Genomic DNA, 14,935 nt, shown 5'->3' with positions numbered 1-14,935 from the left:
AACAAGCTCTCGCTCGCACAAACAATCTGATCTATACTTCAATATGTCTAAGAACAATTATTTCGCATTTGTAAAATCGGTTGCGAAACAGAAACCAAAGATACGGGATATTAAATTCGGATGTCAACTTTATTTTTAAAAACTTTCCTTTTTTTTGACATCAGCATGAGGCAAACTTTTTCTTATCACAGCCTCAAAAAAAAAGCACCTTTACAGAATATAAAGGCGCTTAAATTTAACTCTAAATTACTTCTTTTCGTCTTCTGAACTTTCCTCTTCTTCGGCTGAATCTTCGTTAGCAGAAGTAGCAGCAGTTTCCTCATCTTTAGCATCAGCAACTGCTTCTTCCTCATCTGTTTTCTCAACAGGAGCTTCGGCCTTTTTAGATTCTTTTTTCTCTTCTTTCGAGGTGGTAGGTGTATTAGTTTTACCTGCCCGTCGAGTTTTCTTTTTGCCCTTTTCAGCTGACGCACTACCTTCCGGCTTGATATCATTGTAATCTACCAATTCTATCACTGCAAGCTCAGCACCATCTCCTTTTCGGTGACCTGCTTTGATTACACGAGTATAACCACCGGGCCGATCTTTACTTTTTGGGCCAACTTCCGTGAATAAAGTAGTAACAGCATCTTTATTTTGCAGAGAAGAAAATACTTGTCGCCTGTTGTGGTGCGAATCTTCTTTGGCCCTGGTAATTAATGGCTCAATAAAGCCTCGTAATTCTTTAGCCTTAGCAAGAGTTGTTACTATTCTGTGCTCTCGGATCAACGCCATAGCAAGAGATTGCATGGTGGTTTTACGATGAGCAGCAGTTCTGCTTAATTTTCTACCTTTTACTCCGTGACGCATAATTTAATTCCTTTATCTTAGTCCAAATATTTTGATACGTCCATTCCAAACTCAAGATTCTTCTCTTCAATAACCTCGACTAATTCGCTAAGAGATTTTTTACCGAAGTTTCTGAATTTTAGAAGATCTTGCTCATCACGTGACACCAACTCTCCAATAGAATTGATATTTGCAGACTTCAAACAGTTGTATGCCCGCACACTTAGATTAAGGTCTTCGATACTTGTTCTAAGAAGATTCGCAACGCGCTGCTTCTCGGCATCAACCTCTTCTTCTTCCTGAGTGAATGGCTCTTCTATTTCTTCTGTAATGAATTTTTCAATATGCTCTTTAAGAATTTTACCGGCTATGGTAAGTGCTTCTTTAGCATTTACTGATCCATCAGTTGCGATATCCATTACTAGTTTTTCGTAATCGGTACGCTGACCAACACGAACATTTTCAACGTTATATTTTACAGACTTAATTGGGGTAAAAATTGCATCGATAGGAATAAGATTTACATCCTCATCTTCGATGGTCATTTCTTCCGCCGGCACATAGCCACGGCCACGGCCAACTTTAAGTTCAATTTCCAGTTCTGCATCATCTGCAAGATTGGCTATTACCAAATCCGGATTTAGCACATCATATTCTGCAGTTGCATCATCAATATCTTTCGCTGTCAATTCACCTTTACCACTCTTGGAAATATGAATAACACCGGAACTCTGTTCTACTTGCTTAAACCGGACTTGCTTGAAGTTCAGGATGATTTCGTATACATCTTCTTTCACTCCTTTAATGCTGGAATATTCGTGGTCAACTCCATTGATCTTAACAGCAGTGATTGCAATTCCTGGTAGTGATGAGAGCAGAACCCGTCGAAACGAGTTACCAATCGTTACACCGAAACCTCTTTCAAGTGGCTGGAGTACAAAGGTTCCAAAATTATCTTTGTCTTCAACAACATTAAGTGTTTCGGGCATTTGAATGCTATAGTTGCTCATAATAAGGTCTTAAACTTTTATAATTACTTAGAATAAAGCTCAACAATAAGCTGAACATTTATGTTTTCAGGTATTTCTTCCATCGTCGGAACATACAGCACCTTACCTGATCTTGACTTCGGATCTGTTTCAACCCATTTATATTTATTTCTGGATGATCCGTCTAAAGAATCTTCAATGACTTCAAGATTTCTTGATTTAGGGCGAATAGAAACTACATCCCCCGGGCTCAACTCATAGGAAGGGATGTTCACTACCCCGCCATTCACTACAATATGCTTATGAGTTACAAGCTGGCGTGCCTGACGTCGAGTTCTTGCAAATCCCATTCGATATACGGTATTATCCAAACGGCTTTCAAGAGCTTGAAGAAGGTTTTCACCCGCTACACCACTTTTAGCTGAAGCAGCTTTGAATAAATTACGGAATTGCTTTTCAAGCAATCCATAAGTGTATTTAGCCTTTTGCTTTTCCTCGAGCTGAATAGCGTATTCAGATTTTCTGTTAAATCTTGAACGCCCATGCTCGCCGGGGCCATATGGTTTTCGCTCTAAAGCTTTACTAGGTCCAAAGATTGGTTCTTTGAATCGTCTGGCTTTTTTTTGTTTCGGTCCTCTATATCTTGCCATTATACAATCTACTTACAATTAAACTCTTCTTCGTTTCGGTGGTCGACATCCATTATGCGGAAGGGGAGTGCGATCTTTTATAGAAGTAACTTCTAAACCTGAACTCGCCATTCCACGCACAGCTGCTTCACGTCCTGACCCAGGACCTTTAACAAATACTGCTACTTTCCTTAAACCCATATCGTGTGCTGTTTTTGCAGCAGTTTCGGCGCTTAATTGAGCAGCATAAGGGGTATTCTTTCTAGATCCTTTAAATCCTTCTTTCCCTGCAGATGACCACGAAACTACGTTTCCGTCTGCATCGGTTATAGTTACGATCACATTATTAAATGTAGCTTTTACAAAAGCCATACCATTGGGATCGCTTAATTGCTTTTTCCTTTTGCGCTTTGCAGCTACAGATGCTTTGGGTTGTTTTTTAGCCATGGGTTATCTTAATTACAATTACTTCTTAACAGCTTTTTTCTTACCAGCAACAGTACGCTTCTTCCCTTTGCGGGTACGCGCATTTGTTTGAGTGTTTTGACCTCGAACAGGAAGCCCTCGACGGTGACGAACACCCCGATAACTGCCTATTTCTATCAAGCGACGAATGTCTCCATTCACTTCACTTCTCAGCGCACCCTCAACTTTATATTCTTCGTCTATTACTTTACGTAACTCACTTACTTCTTCATCAGTCCAATCCTGAACTTTCGTGTTGTGATCAATGCCAACACGATCAAGGATTTCAATAGCCTTTGAGCGACCAATTCCATAAATATAAGTAAGGCTGATTACGCCTCTTTTCTGTTTAGGTAAATCTATTCCAGCAATACGTGCCATATAAGTAATCTGTTATTCTATTATCCCTGACGCTGCTTATGGCGTGGGTTTTTTTTGTTGATTACGTAAAGACGTCCTTTACGTCGTACAATTTTGTCGTCTGAACTTCTTTTCTTTACTGATGATCGTGTTTTCATGACAACCTCTTTATTTATATCTATATGTTATTCTTCCTTTGGATAAATCATAGGGTGACATTTCTACTGCCACTCTGTCTCCCGGGAGAATTTTAATGTAATACATACGCATTTTACCTGATACGTGAGCAAGTATTTCATGCCCGTTATCCAACTCCACACGGAACTGTGCATTAGGTAATGCTTCTATTATTTCTCCATCTTGTTTTATCGGCTCTTGTTTAGCCATAATACAATATGTTTTCTTTTTTATCCGAGAGCTCAGCAATATAATCAAAAGTACTGAGAATTTCAGCCTTCCCTTCACGAACTACTATATCATGTTCGTAGTGAGCTGCCAGGCTCCCGTCAGCTGTAACAACTGTCCAGCCATCGTTTAACGTTTTTGTTTTCCAAGAACCCATGGTAATCATCGGCTCTACGGCGAGTGTCATTCCTGATCGGAGTCGCTCACCTTTTCCTTTTCTTCCAAAATTTGGTACGGATGGATCTTCATGCATTGACTTCCCAATGCCATGACCAACCAATTCTCTAACTACGCCAAAACCAGCATTTTCACAATGGACTTGAACAGCATTAGCCAAATCGCCAATTCTATTTCCATGGATGGCTTGCTCAATGCCCTTATAAAGAGATTCAAGCGTAGTCCTCAATAATTTCAAAGTCTCATCATTACATTCACCAACTGCGAATGTATAAGCATGATCACCGAAGTATCCATTCTTTTCAACTCCACAATCTACCGAAACAATATCTCCTTCTTCCAAAACCCTTTCACCCGGAATCCCATGAACTACTTCTTCATTCACAGAAATACACAGCGTTGCCGGAAACTCATTTCCTTTTGGGCCATAACCTTTAAAAGCTGGCCGACCTTTTTCTTTTGTAATATATTCTTCTGCAATTCTATCAAGTTTACCGGTCTGAACACCTGGTTCAATATACTTACCAACTTCTGCTAATGTTCTTGAGACAATCAGCGCACTTTCGCGCATCTTCTCAATTTCCGATTCACTCTTCAGGTATATCATTCTAAGCTCGTCGTCGACCTTTTATTCTACCTGTTTTCATAAAGCCATCATAATGACGCATCATCAAATGGCTTTCAATTTGCTGTAGTGTATCTAATGCTACACCTACAATAATCAGCAAACTTGTTCCTCCATAAAAGAGGGCGAATCCAGGAGTGATTCCAAATAAACTCACTGCAATTGCAGGAAGAATAGCTACGAATGATAGAAATAATGATCCCGGCAAGGTAATCTTAGTCAAAATGTTATCAATAAACTCCACTGTTTGCTTACCGGGACGAACACCTGGTATAAACCCACCTTGTCGTTTCATTGTATCTGCCATTTCTTTTGGATTGATGGCTATCGCTGTATAGAAAAATGTAAAGAACACACAGACAATGAAAAACACTATAGAGTAAACCAATCCGGTAAAATCTACTGACCATTGTGTTAAAAACTGAACGGTTTCATTCTCTGGGAAAAAAGAACCTATGGTACTTGGAATAAACATAATAGACTGGGCAAAAATAATGGGCATTACACCTGCCGCATTTACCCTAAGTGGCAAGTACTGAGTGGTTCCACCATAAACTTTTCGGCCAACAACCCGCTTCGCATACTGAACGGGAATTTTACGTGTTCCCTGTGTCAACATTACAACAGCTGCAATCACCAATATCAGGGCTGCAACTTCAATAATTACCAAAATAGCATTCGCTTTAGTGCTTACTTCATTATAGAAGCTAGCCGGTAATGCAGCGATAATACCGATCATAATAATCAGTGAAATACCATTACCAATTCCCCTTTCACTTATTCGTTCACCCAACCACATCACAAAAACAGTACCTGCAGTTAATACAATCATCGCTGTAATTACAAAAGCGAATTCATTTACTACAATTGCCTGAGGGGCAGTCGATATAAGATTAATCGCAAAACCAATACCCTGTACTAAAGTAATACCAACAGTACCATATCGAGTCAAACGGGTAATTTTACGGCGGCCTTCTTCTCCTTCTCGCTGTAATTTTTGAAAATAAGGGACTACCGCACCCATCAACTGAATAATAATAGCCGCTGTAATATAGGGCATGATTCCGAGGGCAAAAACACCCGCTCTTGAGAATGCTCCCCCTACAAATAAATCAAAAAGGCCAAGCAAACTGCTTGCAGCATTTCCACTGCTTCCAATAAGCTGGTTAGCATCGACACCCGGTAGGGTAATGTAACTACCAACCCGGTATACCATTAAGATTCCAACCGTATAAAGAATACGATTCTTAAGGTCTTCAATTTTAAAAATATTTCGGAAGTTTTCTATCAGACTCATGCGCCGTCTATACTATTAGTTTTGCACTATAGTTAATGATCCACCTGCTTTCTCTACCTTTTCTGTGGCAGATTTACTGGCGGCGTGCACTTCGATTTCTATTTTCTGCTCAAGATCTCCACGACCAAGTAACTTTACTCGATCATTTTTATCAGCTAACCCTGCATTTACTAAATCTTCCAAACTAATGGATGTATTGAGCTTTCCAGCTTCAATAAATTCACTAATTGTATGCACGTTTATTCCACGATTTTCAGTTCGGTTGAAGTTTGTAAAACCGAATTTAGGAAGACGGCGCTGAAGTGGCATCTGACCACCTTCAAACCAAGCACGTTGTTTATAGCCTGACCTGGATTTTTGTCCGTTATGCCCACGACCCGATTGTTCTCCACGTCCGGAACCTTGTCCGCGACCAACTCGTTTTGAGCTTTTTCTGTTTGGGATCGGTGCTTTTAAATTACTTAAGTCCATCATCAAATTCCTTTAGATATTATCCTTCAAATACTTTGTTGAGAGACACTCCTCTACGTTGTGCTACTTCAACAGGATCAGTCAATTCTTTCAATGCAGTAAAAGCTGCTTTTACCATGTTATGAGGATTCGAAGAACCCTGTGATTTTGACAGAATATTATGTACTCCGGCAACATCAAGCAATGCTTTAACAGCACCACCTGCAATTACACCAGTACCTTCAGCTGCCGGACGAAGCAATACTTTACCCGCTCCGGCTTTACCTACTATCGGATGGTAGATACTTTTGGTTTTGGTTAAAGGTACACGAATCAAGTTCTTCTTGGCATTATCAAAGCCTTTTTGAATGGCATCTGATACTTCATTTGCTTTACCGAGTCCATGTCCGCAAACACCGTTCCCATCACCAACTACTACAATAGCGTTAAAGCTAAACCGGCGTCCACCTTTCACTACTTTAGAAACACGGTTAACGTGAACCAGTTTCTCTTCGAGATTCAAGTTTGCAGCAGGTATAGATTGTTTTCTTCTTATTTTAGGCATTGTTTATCCCAATTCTATTAAAAGTCTAATCCACCATCGCGCGCGCCATCAGCGGCGGCCTTCACGATGCCATGATATTTATAACCACTACGGTCAAATACCACTTTATTAATTCCTTTGTCCTGAGCTACTTCAGCAAGTTCAGCACCCGCTTTTTTAGCATTTTCTACACCGCTCTTGGCTTTTGTAGCAGCAAGTGTTGCACCTGTTAAATCATCAATCAATTGCAGGTAAGTATATTTACTGCTTTTGTAAATGCTTAAGCGAGGACGTTCTGCCGTTCCTTTAATAGTAGAACGGATACGACGTCGTATCTTATTTCTGCGCTCAGTTTTTTTCTGTTGTAACTTATTCATTTTTTAAATCCTCTATTTAGCAGCTGACTTACCGGCCTTACGACGAATCTGCTCACCCAGATATCTGATACCTTTACCTTTATAAGGCTCGGGTTTTCTAAATGATCTGATTTTTGCAGCAACCTGGCCGACCATTTCTTTATCAACACCGGAGATAATAAGTATAGGGTTTTTACCTGATTTGGTATCCACCTCTATAGTGACACCTTCCGGCGGTACAAAGAAAATAGGGTGCGAATAACCCAGGTTGAGTTCTAATACATCACCACTCACAGATGCACGAAAACCAACGCCTATAATTTCTAATTTTTTGGTATAGCCTTCCGAAACTCCAACAACTGCGTTATTAATTAAAGCACGAAACAATCCATGTAATGCACGGTTTGATTTTTCATCGTTACTTCTTTTGATAACGAGTTCATTCTCATTCTTTTCAATAGAAATATTGGGATGAATTCGGAGTGTGTTGGTTCCTTTTTCTCCTTTAAAAGTTGCGATATTATCAGCATTGATGCTGAACTCAACTTTATCAGAAATAGGTACCGGTAGATTTCCAATTCGAGACATAGTTCAAAAACTGTTTATTAATAAATGGTGCACAATATCTCGCCGCCTACATTAAGCTTGCGAGCTTCTTTATCGGTCATTACACCTTTTGATGTTGAAAGAATCACAATACCCAAGCCGTTTTGAGAGCGGGGAACTTCGTCTCCGCCTTTATAAACTCGTAAACCGGGCTTTGAAAGTCTTTTCATGCTGCGGATTACAGGATGGCCGTATGAATCATATTTCAGAAACAATCGAATAACTCCTTGCTTTCCGTCTTCAATATCAATGTATTTCGAGATATACCCTTTGTCAGCCAAAATTTTAGTCATGGCTCGCTTCAGTTTAGAAGCGGGGATATCTACTCTTCTATGCCCGGCTTGTTGGGCATTTCTAATTCGTGTTAAATAATCTGCAATAGGATCTGTCATCGATTCCTTAGTTAAATTTACCAGCTTGCTTTTCGTACACCAGGAATCTTACCTGCCAGGGCAAGTTCACGAAATTTAATTCGTGAGATTCCATATTTACCAACATAACCACGGCTTCTGCCGGTGATGTTGCATCGGTTGCGAACCCTTGTTGGGCTTGCATCGCGAGGCAATTTTTGCAGGCCTTCATAGTCGCCCGCTTCTTTAAGCTTGCGACGCTTTTCGGCGTACTTTTCTACAGTTTCTTTTCTTTTTTTGTTACGTGCTATCCAAGCTTTCTTAGCCATAATAGAATATCCTTAGTTTCTCGTTTGAAATGGCATTCCAAAGTGCTTAAGCAGGGCATAAGCTTCTTCATCTGTTTCAGCAGAAGTTACAAAAGTAATATCCATACCGTGTACTTTTGAAACTTTGTCTGTATCTATCTCCGGGAAAATTGTGTGTTCTTTAATACCCATGGTATAATTTCCACGACCATCAAAGCTTTTGTCCGGAACTCCCTGGAAGTCACGTGTTCTTGGCAGAGCCAAGTTTACAAGACGATCCAGAAACTCAAACATAATACGCTGACGAAGGGTTACTTTACAGCCAATTGGCATTCCTTCTCTCAGCTTAAAGTTCGAAATAGACTTTTTAGCCTTAGTAGTAACCGGTTGTTGTCCGGTTATTGCAGCTACGTTATCTACAACCGTATCTAAAACTTTTTTATCGGTTATAGCGTCGCCTACACCTACATTAATTACAATTTTCTGAAGTTTGGGTATGGCCATTGGGTTTTCATACTCAAACTCTTCGCGTAATTTTTCGCGAATTTCATCTTTGTACTGTGTATATAATCTTGCTTCAGCCATTGCTATTTATCTGCGTTATTTGTCCAACATTTCGCCACTTGTTTTGGCGTAGCGAACCCAACGGCCTTTGCCGTCTTCATCAATTCGCTTACGTCCAACACGAGTAGGTTCGTCTGTAGTAGGATCAATTACCATTACATTTGATATATGTACGGAACCCTCCTTCTTAAGACGCCCACCTTGTGGGTTATCCTGGGTTGGCTTTTCATGATGGGTTTTCATATTAATTCCCTCAACGAGCACACGCTCTTTTTTAGGGAACACCATCAATACACGGCCTCTTTTTCCTTTATCGTTACCGGCAATCACTAAAACGTCATCGCCTTTCTTAACGTGTAATTTCTTTTGTTTATTGAACCTGCGTGGCATACTCTAATTCCTTTTTTAAAGTACTTCCGGTGCAAGCGACACGATTCTCATGAAGCTTTTTTCACGAAGCTCTCTGGCCACTGGGCCAAAAATACGTGTACCTACCGGTTCTTGATCTTTGTTAATAATAACCGCTGCATTTTCATCAAAGCGGATGTAACTGCCATCTCGCCTGCGGTATTCTTTTTTTGTTCGTACAATAACGGCTTTTACAACTTCGCCTTTCTTGACGTTACCGCCAGGTATTGCAGTTTTTACAGATGCGGAAATCAGATCGCCTACACGTGCATATCGTCTTTTGGAATCTCCCAAAACTTTGATACACATCAGCTTTCTGGCGCCGCTGTTATCTGCTACATTTAATGTCGTATTCGTTTGAACCATCGCTAATTCCTAATGCTCTATTCGTTACTTAGCTTTTTCGACGATTTCTACCAATCGCCATGATTTACGCTTTGATAGTGGTCGGGTAGACATGATATGTACCTTGTCACCGATGTTTGCTTCATTGTTCTCATCGTGTGCCATGTACTTAGTAGTCTTGGTAATATACTTTCCGTAAATAGAATGTTTTACCTGACGATCTACTGCAACCGTTATGCTTTTGTCCATGCGGTTACTTACCACATGTCCAACTCTTTCTCGTCTTCGGGCTCTTTCTGTTTGTGCCATAGTTTAAATCCTTATTGCTTATTCAGCACTACTTTTTTCATTAATGATAGTCACCAATCGGGCAACTTCTCTTCGGTGGTTTCTCAGTCTGGCCGGGTTTTCAAGTTGTCCGGTAACTGATTTTGTAAAACGAAGATTCTGTAGTGCATCACGCTCATCATTCAAGCGAGCTTGTAATTCAGTAAGTGTTAAATCTCTTAATTCGTGTGCTTTCATCTTATCCTCCCTGGTAGTCTCTGCGAACTACAAACTTGGTCTTGATAGGTAGTTTATGAGCTGCACGTCTTAAAGCTTCTTTTGCTCTTTCTTCATTCACTCCGGCAATTTCAAACAAAATACGTCCGGGTTTCACAACGGCTATCCAATGATCCAAAGCACCCTTACCTTTACCCATACGGGTTTCAGCTGGTTTGCTCGTCATAGGCCGATCCGGAAAAATCCGGATGAATGTTTGACCGTCTCGCTGCAGCGAACGCGCAATGGCGATACGGCAAGCTTCAATTTGTCGTGCAGTGATAAACTTAGGCTCCATAGCTTTCAGTCCAAAATCACCAAAGTTAATAACATGGCCGCGCGTTGCGTTACCTTTCAGTTTGTCGCGATGGACACGGCGTCTCTGAACTCGTTTTGGCTCTAACATCGTTTCTTATTAACTGTTTTTATTAAGATCTATTTCTGTTTCTGCTGCGTCGGCGACTTCTTCGTCCTTTGTCATCCCCGCCTCTTCTGTTTCCACGACCGGAGTCAGAATCTCTTCCGGATTGTGTTCCAGGGGTCAAATCAACGTCACCAATAATTTCTCCTTTGAAGATCCATACCGTTACTCCAATAGAACCATAAATAGTATTCGAAGTAGAGGCTGCATAATCAATATCGGCTCGCAAAGTGTGCAACGGAATTTGGCCTTCCTTATACTGCTCGGTTCGGGCCATTTCTGCTCCACCAAGTCGTCCTGCACAACGAACTTTAATACCTTTAGCACCCATACGCATTGCTGATGAAATAGCTGTTTTCATTGCTCTACGAAATGAGACACGAGCTTGTAACTGCTGTGCAATATTCTGAGCAACTAAGCTTGCATCAAGCTCAGGGCGTTTAATTTCACTAACATTAATTTGTACTTCTTTGCTGGTGATTTTCTTAAGCTCTTCGCGAAGCAATTCAATCTGCTCTCCACCTTTACCGATAATAACACCGGGTCGGCTTGTTCGAAGCGTAAGCAAAATTCGCTTAGGGGTACGTTCTATTATAACATTAGAAAGACCGCCATTGCGAAGTCTTGTATGCAAATATTCACGAAGTTTTTCGTCTTCAATAATGAGAGCCGGTTGGTTCTCTTCAGAAAACCAGTTGGAATCCCATCCGCGAATAATGCCTAATCTAAAACCAGTTGGATTTGTTTTTTGTCCCAAGGTATTGTTCGTTTATTCGTTTACACTTTCTTGATCGCGCTTAGCCACTTTTACTGTAATATGGCATGAGCGTTTGTTAATTCGATGAGCTCGGCCCATCGGTGCCGGCTGAATTCTTTTCAGCGTTACGCCTTCATCAACATAAATTTCTTTGATAAAAAGATCTTCATTATCGAAGCGCTCTTCCTGAAATTTATCTCTTAAATTTGCAGCCGCCGACTTGATTACCTTAATTACATCTTCTGCAGATGCTTTTTTTGTAAACTCAAGTTGCTTAATCGCTTTTTCTACTGACTTACCACGCACAGCATCCGCTACAAGGCGAACTTTTCGAGGAGCTTTCCTCAAATGCTTTTGTACTGCGCGTGCTTCTAAAACTGGAGTATCCATCTCTTATTTCCGATTAATTATTTAGCTGCTTTTTTCAATGGGTGGCCACGGAATGTTCTTGTAGGTGCAAATTCACCTAGTTTGTGACCTACCATATTTTCAGTTATAAACACAGGGATAAATTGCTTACCGTTGTGTACTGCAAGTGTCAATCCCATAAAATCAGGAGTGATCATTGAACTTCGTGACCAGGTTTTGATCACTTTCTTGCTTCCACTTTCCTGAGCTTCATCAATTTTACGTTGAAGCTTATAGTAAACAAAAGGCCCTTTTTTCAGTGAGCGTGGCATACGTTACTTAATTATTTTTTCTTGGTTTTTCTTCTTCTTACGATGTACTTGGAAGACAGCTTATTACGATTTCTTGTCTTCTTACCTTTAGCGGATTGTCCCCAAGGTGACCGTGGGTGACCTCCGGATGCCTTTCCTTCTCCACCACCCATGGGGTGATCAACAGGGTTCATAGCAACACCACGTGTTTGTGGTCTTCTTCCTTTCCACCTGCTTCTACCGGCTTTTGCAATCGTGGTATTCATATGGTCGGGATTACTTGTTTCCCCAACTGTTGCATAGCAAGTTCCAAGGATCATTCTAACTTCACCAGATGGAAGTTTTACACTTACATACTTTTCTTGCTTACCCAGTAATTGTGCTCCGGTACCTGCACTTCGGCAAAGCGTTCCGCCTTGCCCTGGATTTAATTCAATATTGTGAATGAACGTACCTGGAGGCATTTTCATCATTGGGAGTGCATTTCCTAAATCAGGTGCTGCATTTTCTCCGGAAATGATAGTATCTCCAACTTTTAACTTGTTAGGAGCCAGTATATATCTGCGCTCTCCGTCGGCATAAGCTACAAGAGCTATTCGGGCAGATCGATTAGGATCATACTCAATAGTTTGAACTGTAGCAGGCACATCAAATTTATTACGCTTGAAATCGATCATTCGATATCGGCGTTTGTGCCCTCCGCCTCTGTGGCGAGAAGTGATACGTCCGTGTCTGTTACGTCCACCGGTATTATGCTTACCTGCTAATAAGGCTTTTAACGGCTTATCAGTTGTAATTTCGTCAAACACAGGAGCTATTCTGTGTCTGGTTCCCGGTGTCATTGGTTTTAATTTCTTAGTAGGCATTCTTCTCTAATCCTTAAATTTCAGCAAAGAAATCAATTTCGCCTTCTTTGACAGTTACAATGGCTTTTTTCCAGACCTTCGTTCGGCCTGCCTGGTAACCGCTTCGTGTATATCTGCCTTTTGGTTTAGAAGGCATGATCGCGGTATTAACTTTAGCCACTTTTACTCCCGGATAAGTTGCCTCAACGGCTTTCTTGATCTCGGGTTTACTCGCATTTTTAGCAACTTCAAAAGTATATTTACCTTCTTCTTGAAGTCTACTTAATTTCTCAGTAATAACTGGTTTTACAATAATACTCATGCTGCAGCCTCTTCAGTTTTACCTTCAACACTATTTTCCAAAACTGCTACGGCACTTTCCTGAATCAAGATTATATCCGCGTTCATAATTTGGTAAGTGTTAGGCTTATAGCCTTCCAATACCTGAACTTTGGGAATATTCCGTGCAGATTTGTAAACGTTGATATCTGTTTCGCTTGTCAGAATCATTACTTTTTTTCCGTCAGCTTCAAATGCCTTTAGAATATCTGCTACTTGTGAAGTTTTAGGCTCATCAAATGAAAAATCTTTCACAACTATGATTCCTTCGGCGCTTGCTTTCAAAGAAAGTGCAGACTTCCGGGCCAATTGCCGGGTTTTCTTATTCATTTTAAAGCCATAATCACGTGGCTTGGGACCAAAAACAGTTCCACCTTTTCTAAGCAAGGGAGACTTAATATCACCACGACGAGCATTGCCCGTTCCTTTTTGGCGATACATTTTCTTCGTGCTTCCTTTTACTTCAGCTCGCTCTTTCGTTTTTGCCGTACCCTGGCGCTTGTTGGCCAAGTGACGACGAACATCTTCATAAAGAACCACATCATTCGGTTCGATGGCAAAGATTGCATCGCTGAGTTCAGCTTTCTTGCTACTTTTTGATCCGTCTATTTTATAAATATCTAATTTCATGACTAGTTGATAACAGACGTTTTATTGTGAATTTCTACGTAGCCGCCTTTTGGTCCCGGAATTGATCCAGTAACCAAAATTACATTTGAGTCTTCCAAAATATTAGCGACGCTTAAGTTCTTAATCTTAACCCGCTCATTTCCAGACTGACCGGCCATCCGCATTCCTTTAAATACTTTAGAAGGATCCGAAGCATTACCGATTGCACCGGGAGCTCTCAAGCGATTGTGCTGCCCGTGAGTTGCATCACCTACACCAGCAAAATTGTGGCGCTTGACTACACCTGTAAATCCCCGGCCTTTTGAATTTGCCACTACATCTACAGTGTCACCTACGGTGAACACATCACTGATATTAAGTTCGTCACCTATATCAAGGCCTTCAGGAATAAAATCCCTGAATTCAACTACATGATGCCTAGCAGATACTCCTGCTTTTGCAAAATGGCCTTTAACAGCTTTGCTTACATTTTTTTCTTTACGATCAAAAGCAGCAAGCTGAACAGCAGTGTAACCGTCTGTTTCTTCTGTTTTGATCTGGGTAATAGCACAAGGTTCAATTTCAATAACGGTTACCGGAATATTCCGTCCCGCGTTATCAAACACGCTTGTCATACCAACTTTTTTTCCTATCAAACCACTCATCGTGTTCGGGTCCTTTTATACTTTAATTTCTACATCAACGCCGGAAGGTAATTCCAGCTTCATCAATGCATCAACGGTTTGTGATCCTGTTGAAAGAATATCAATGAGACGCTTATGAGAACGATACTCAAATTGCTCACGTGATTTCTTATCAACAAATACGGATTTATTTACCGTAATGATGCTTTTACGAGTGGGCAGCGGGATTGGTCCCGATACTACCGCACCAGTAGATTTCACAGTCTGAATAATCTTTTCAGCTGATTTATCGATCAAATTATGATCGTATGACTTCAATTTGATTCTGATTTTCTGTTGTGTTGCCACGATCAGATCCTTAGTCTAAGATTTTAGTTACCACTCCGGCGCCCACGGTACGGCCACCTTCGCG

29 protein-coding genes are annotated in these 14,935 nt (G+C 40.8%); all 29 read right to left on the bottom strand.

The genetic code is table 11. The features are described from left to right. Positions 1-246: 246 nt before the first annotated feature. The 29 genes from rplQ to rpsJ are packed head-to-tail and all read right to left on the bottom strand — an operon-like array spanning position 247 to position 14,871. Positions 247-849: a 50S ribosomal protein L17 gene (gene rplQ, locus HUJ22_RS14945; protein ID WP_366870607.1), complete on the bottom strand. Its 603-nt coding sequence runs from the start codon at positions 847-849 to the stop codon at positions 247-249. 17 nt (positions 850-866) lie between these two features. Further along, complete coding sequence (locus HUJ22_RS00240) at positions 867-1,838, bottom strand: DNA-directed RNA polymerase subunit alpha (protein ID WP_290871966.1); 972 nt, start codon at positions 1,836-1,838, stop codon at positions 867-869. 23 nt (positions 1,839-1,861) lie between these two features. Beyond that, positions 1,862-2,467, bottom strand: coding sequence for a 30S ribosomal protein S4 (gene rpsD, locus HUJ22_RS00235; protein ID WP_290871963.1), 606 nt, complete (start codon positions 2,465-2,467; stop codon positions 1,862-1,864). Positions 2,468-2,485: 18 nt separating this feature from the next. Continuing rightward, positions 2,486-2,893: a 30S ribosomal protein S11 gene (gene rpsK, locus HUJ22_RS00230; RefSeq protein WP_290871960.1), complete on the bottom strand. Its 408-nt coding sequence runs from the start codon at positions 2,891-2,893 to the stop codon at positions 2,486-2,488. Between the two features lie 18 nt (positions 2,894-2,911). Then, positions 2,912-3,292, bottom strand: coding sequence for a 30S ribosomal protein S13 (gene rpsM, locus HUJ22_RS00225; RefSeq protein WP_290871958.1), 381 nt, complete (start codon positions 3,290-3,292; stop codon positions 2,912-2,914). A 20-nt stretch (positions 3,293-3,312) separates the two neighbouring features. Then, complete coding sequence (gene rpmJ, locus HUJ22_RS00220) at positions 3,313-3,429, bottom strand: 50S ribosomal protein L36 (protein WP_071594720.1); 117 nt, start codon at positions 3,427-3,429, stop codon at positions 3,313-3,315. Between the two features lie 10 nt (positions 3,430-3,439). Next, positions 3,440-3,658 (bottom strand): translation initiation factor IF-1, encoded by a 219-nt coding sequence (gene infA / locus HUJ22_RS00215; RefSeq protein ID WP_020404818.1) that lies wholly within the window; start codon positions 3,656-3,658, stop codon positions 3,440-3,442. Further along, positions 3,651-4,460 (bottom strand): type I methionyl aminopeptidase, encoded by an 810-nt coding sequence (gene map, locus HUJ22_RS00210; protein ID WP_290871943.1) that lies wholly within the window; start codon positions 4,458-4,460, stop codon positions 3,651-3,653. The genes infA and map overlap by 8 nt, the downstream gene beginning before the upstream one ends. 1 nt (position 4,461) lies before the next feature. Further along, positions 4,462-5,775, bottom strand: a complete 1,314-nt coding sequence (gene secY / locus HUJ22_RS00205) for a preprotein translocase subunit SecY (protein ID WP_290871940.1) — start codon at positions 5,773-5,775, stop codon at positions 4,462-4,464. Between the two features lie 15 nt (positions 5,776-5,790). Next, entirely contained in the window at positions 5,791-6,246 is a 456-nt protein-coding gene (rplO, locus tag HUJ22_RS00200) for a 50S ribosomal protein L15 (protein WP_290871969.1), read from the bottom strand. A 19-nt stretch (positions 6,247-6,265) separates the two neighbouring features. Beyond that, the gene (rpsE, locus tag HUJ22_RS00195; RefSeq protein ID WP_290871937.1) at positions 6,266-6,790 is read right to left on the bottom strand and encodes a 30S ribosomal protein S5; all 525 of its coding nucleotides are present in this window, start codon (positions 6,788-6,790) and stop codon (positions 6,266-6,268) included. A gap of 17 nt (positions 6,791-6,807) precedes the next feature. Next, entirely contained in the window at positions 6,808-7,146 is a 339-nt protein-coding gene (gene rplR, locus HUJ22_RS00190; protein WP_290871935.1) for a 50S ribosomal protein L18, read from the bottom strand. A gap of 12 nt (positions 7,147-7,158) precedes the next feature. Then, complete coding sequence (gene rplF, locus HUJ22_RS00185; RefSeq protein WP_290871933.1) at positions 7,159-7,713, bottom strand: 50S ribosomal protein L6; 555 nt, start codon at positions 7,711-7,713, stop codon at positions 7,159-7,161. Positions 7,714-7,730: 17 nt separating this feature from the next. After that, complete coding sequence (rpsH, locus tag HUJ22_RS00180; RefSeq protein ID WP_290871930.1) at positions 7,731-8,123, bottom strand: 30S ribosomal protein S8; 393 nt, start codon at positions 8,121-8,123, stop codon at positions 7,731-7,733. 17 nt (positions 8,124-8,140) lie between these two features. Then, positions 8,141-8,410, bottom strand: a complete 270-nt coding sequence (gene rpsN, locus HUJ22_RS00175; protein WP_142456346.1) for a 30S ribosomal protein S14 — start codon at positions 8,408-8,410, stop codon at positions 8,141-8,143. Positions 8,411-8,422: 12 nt separating this feature from the next. Then, positions 8,423-8,974 (bottom strand): 50S ribosomal protein L5, encoded by a 552-nt coding sequence (gene rplE / locus HUJ22_RS00170; RefSeq protein ID WP_290871924.1) that lies wholly within the window; start codon positions 8,972-8,974, stop codon positions 8,423-8,425. 15 nt (positions 8,975-8,989) lie between these two features. Beyond that, positions 8,990-9,343, bottom strand: coding sequence for a 50S ribosomal protein L24 (gene rplX, locus HUJ22_RS00165; protein WP_290871922.1), 354 nt, complete (start codon positions 9,341-9,343; stop codon positions 8,990-8,992). Positions 9,344-9,358: 15 nt separating this feature from the next. Continuing rightward, positions 9,359-9,727, bottom strand: a complete 369-nt coding sequence (gene rplN / locus HUJ22_RS00160; RefSeq protein WP_290871920.1) for a 50S ribosomal protein L14 — start codon at positions 9,725-9,727, stop codon at positions 9,359-9,361. A gap of 24 nt (positions 9,728-9,751) precedes the next feature. Then, on the bottom strand, positions 9,752-10,015 hold the full coding sequence (rpsQ, locus tag HUJ22_RS00155; RefSeq protein WP_290871918.1) for a 30S ribosomal protein S17: 264 nt from the start codon (positions 10,013-10,015) through the stop codon (positions 9,752-9,754). An 18-nt stretch (positions 10,016-10,033) separates the two neighbouring features. Continuing rightward, positions 10,034-10,231: a 50S ribosomal protein L29 gene (gene rpmC, locus HUJ22_RS00150; protein ID WP_290871916.1), complete on the bottom strand. Its 198-nt coding sequence runs from the start codon at positions 10,229-10,231 to the stop codon at positions 10,034-10,036. A 1-nt stretch (position 10,232) separates the two neighbouring features. Continuing rightward, positions 10,233-10,655, bottom strand: coding sequence for a 50S ribosomal protein L16 (gene rplP, locus HUJ22_RS00145; RefSeq protein ID WP_290871914.1), 423 nt, complete (start codon positions 10,653-10,655; stop codon positions 10,233-10,235). 22 nt (positions 10,656-10,677) lie between these two features. Further along, entirely contained in the window at positions 10,678-11,427 is a 750-nt protein-coding gene (gene rpsC / locus HUJ22_RS00140; protein ID WP_290871911.1) for a 30S ribosomal protein S3, read from the bottom strand. A 12-nt stretch (positions 11,428-11,439) separates the two neighbouring features. Then, positions 11,440-11,817 (bottom strand): 50S ribosomal protein L22, encoded by a 378-nt coding sequence (gene rplV, locus HUJ22_RS00135; protein WP_290871908.1) that lies wholly within the window; start codon positions 11,815-11,817, stop codon positions 11,440-11,442. Positions 11,818-11,834: 17 nt separating this feature from the next. Continuing rightward, positions 11,835-12,107 carry a 30S ribosomal protein S19 gene (rpsS, locus tag HUJ22_RS00130; protein WP_290871905.1) on the bottom strand — a complete coding sequence of 91 codons (273 nt, stop codon included), beginning with the start codon at positions 12,105-12,107 and terminating at the stop codon, positions 11,835-11,837. An 11-nt stretch (positions 12,108-12,118) separates the two neighbouring features. Next, positions 12,119-12,952, bottom strand: coding sequence for a 50S ribosomal protein L2 (rplB, locus tag HUJ22_RS00125; RefSeq protein WP_290871901.1), 834 nt, complete (start codon positions 12,950-12,952; stop codon positions 12,119-12,121). Between the two features lie 13 nt (positions 12,953-12,965). Then, positions 12,966-13,253, bottom strand: a complete 288-nt coding sequence (rplW, locus tag HUJ22_RS00120) for a 50S ribosomal protein L23 (RefSeq protein ID WP_290871897.1) — start codon at positions 13,251-13,253, stop codon at positions 12,966-12,968. Then, positions 13,250-13,900 carry a 50S ribosomal protein L4 gene (gene rplD / locus HUJ22_RS00115; protein ID WP_290871894.1) on the bottom strand — a complete coding sequence of 217 codons (651 nt, stop codon included), beginning with the start codon at positions 13,898-13,900 and terminating at the stop codon, positions 13,250-13,252. The genes rplW and rplD overlap by 4 nt, the downstream gene beginning before the upstream one ends. A 2-nt stretch (positions 13,901-13,902) precedes the next feature. Continuing rightward, on the bottom strand, positions 13,903-14,544 hold the full coding sequence (gene rplC, locus HUJ22_RS00110; RefSeq protein ID WP_290871891.1) for a 50S ribosomal protein L3: 642 nt from the start codon (positions 14,542-14,544) through the stop codon (positions 13,903-13,905). A gap of 15 nt (positions 14,545-14,559) precedes the next feature. Further along, positions 14,560-14,871, bottom strand: a complete 312-nt coding sequence (rpsJ, locus tag HUJ22_RS00105) for a 30S ribosomal protein S10 (protein ID WP_018128596.1) — start codon at positions 14,869-14,871, stop codon at positions 14,560-14,562. Positions 14,872-14,935: the final 64 nt, after the last annotated feature.

Source organism: Gracilimonas sp., from assembly GCF_014762685.1.
In the GTDB taxonomy this organism is placed as follows: Bacteria; Bacteroidota; Rhodothermia; order Balneolales; family Balneolaceae; genus Gracilimonas.
Note: the sequence above shows the minus strand (reverse complement) of the source record. Positions and strands in the feature narration are given on the sequence as shown.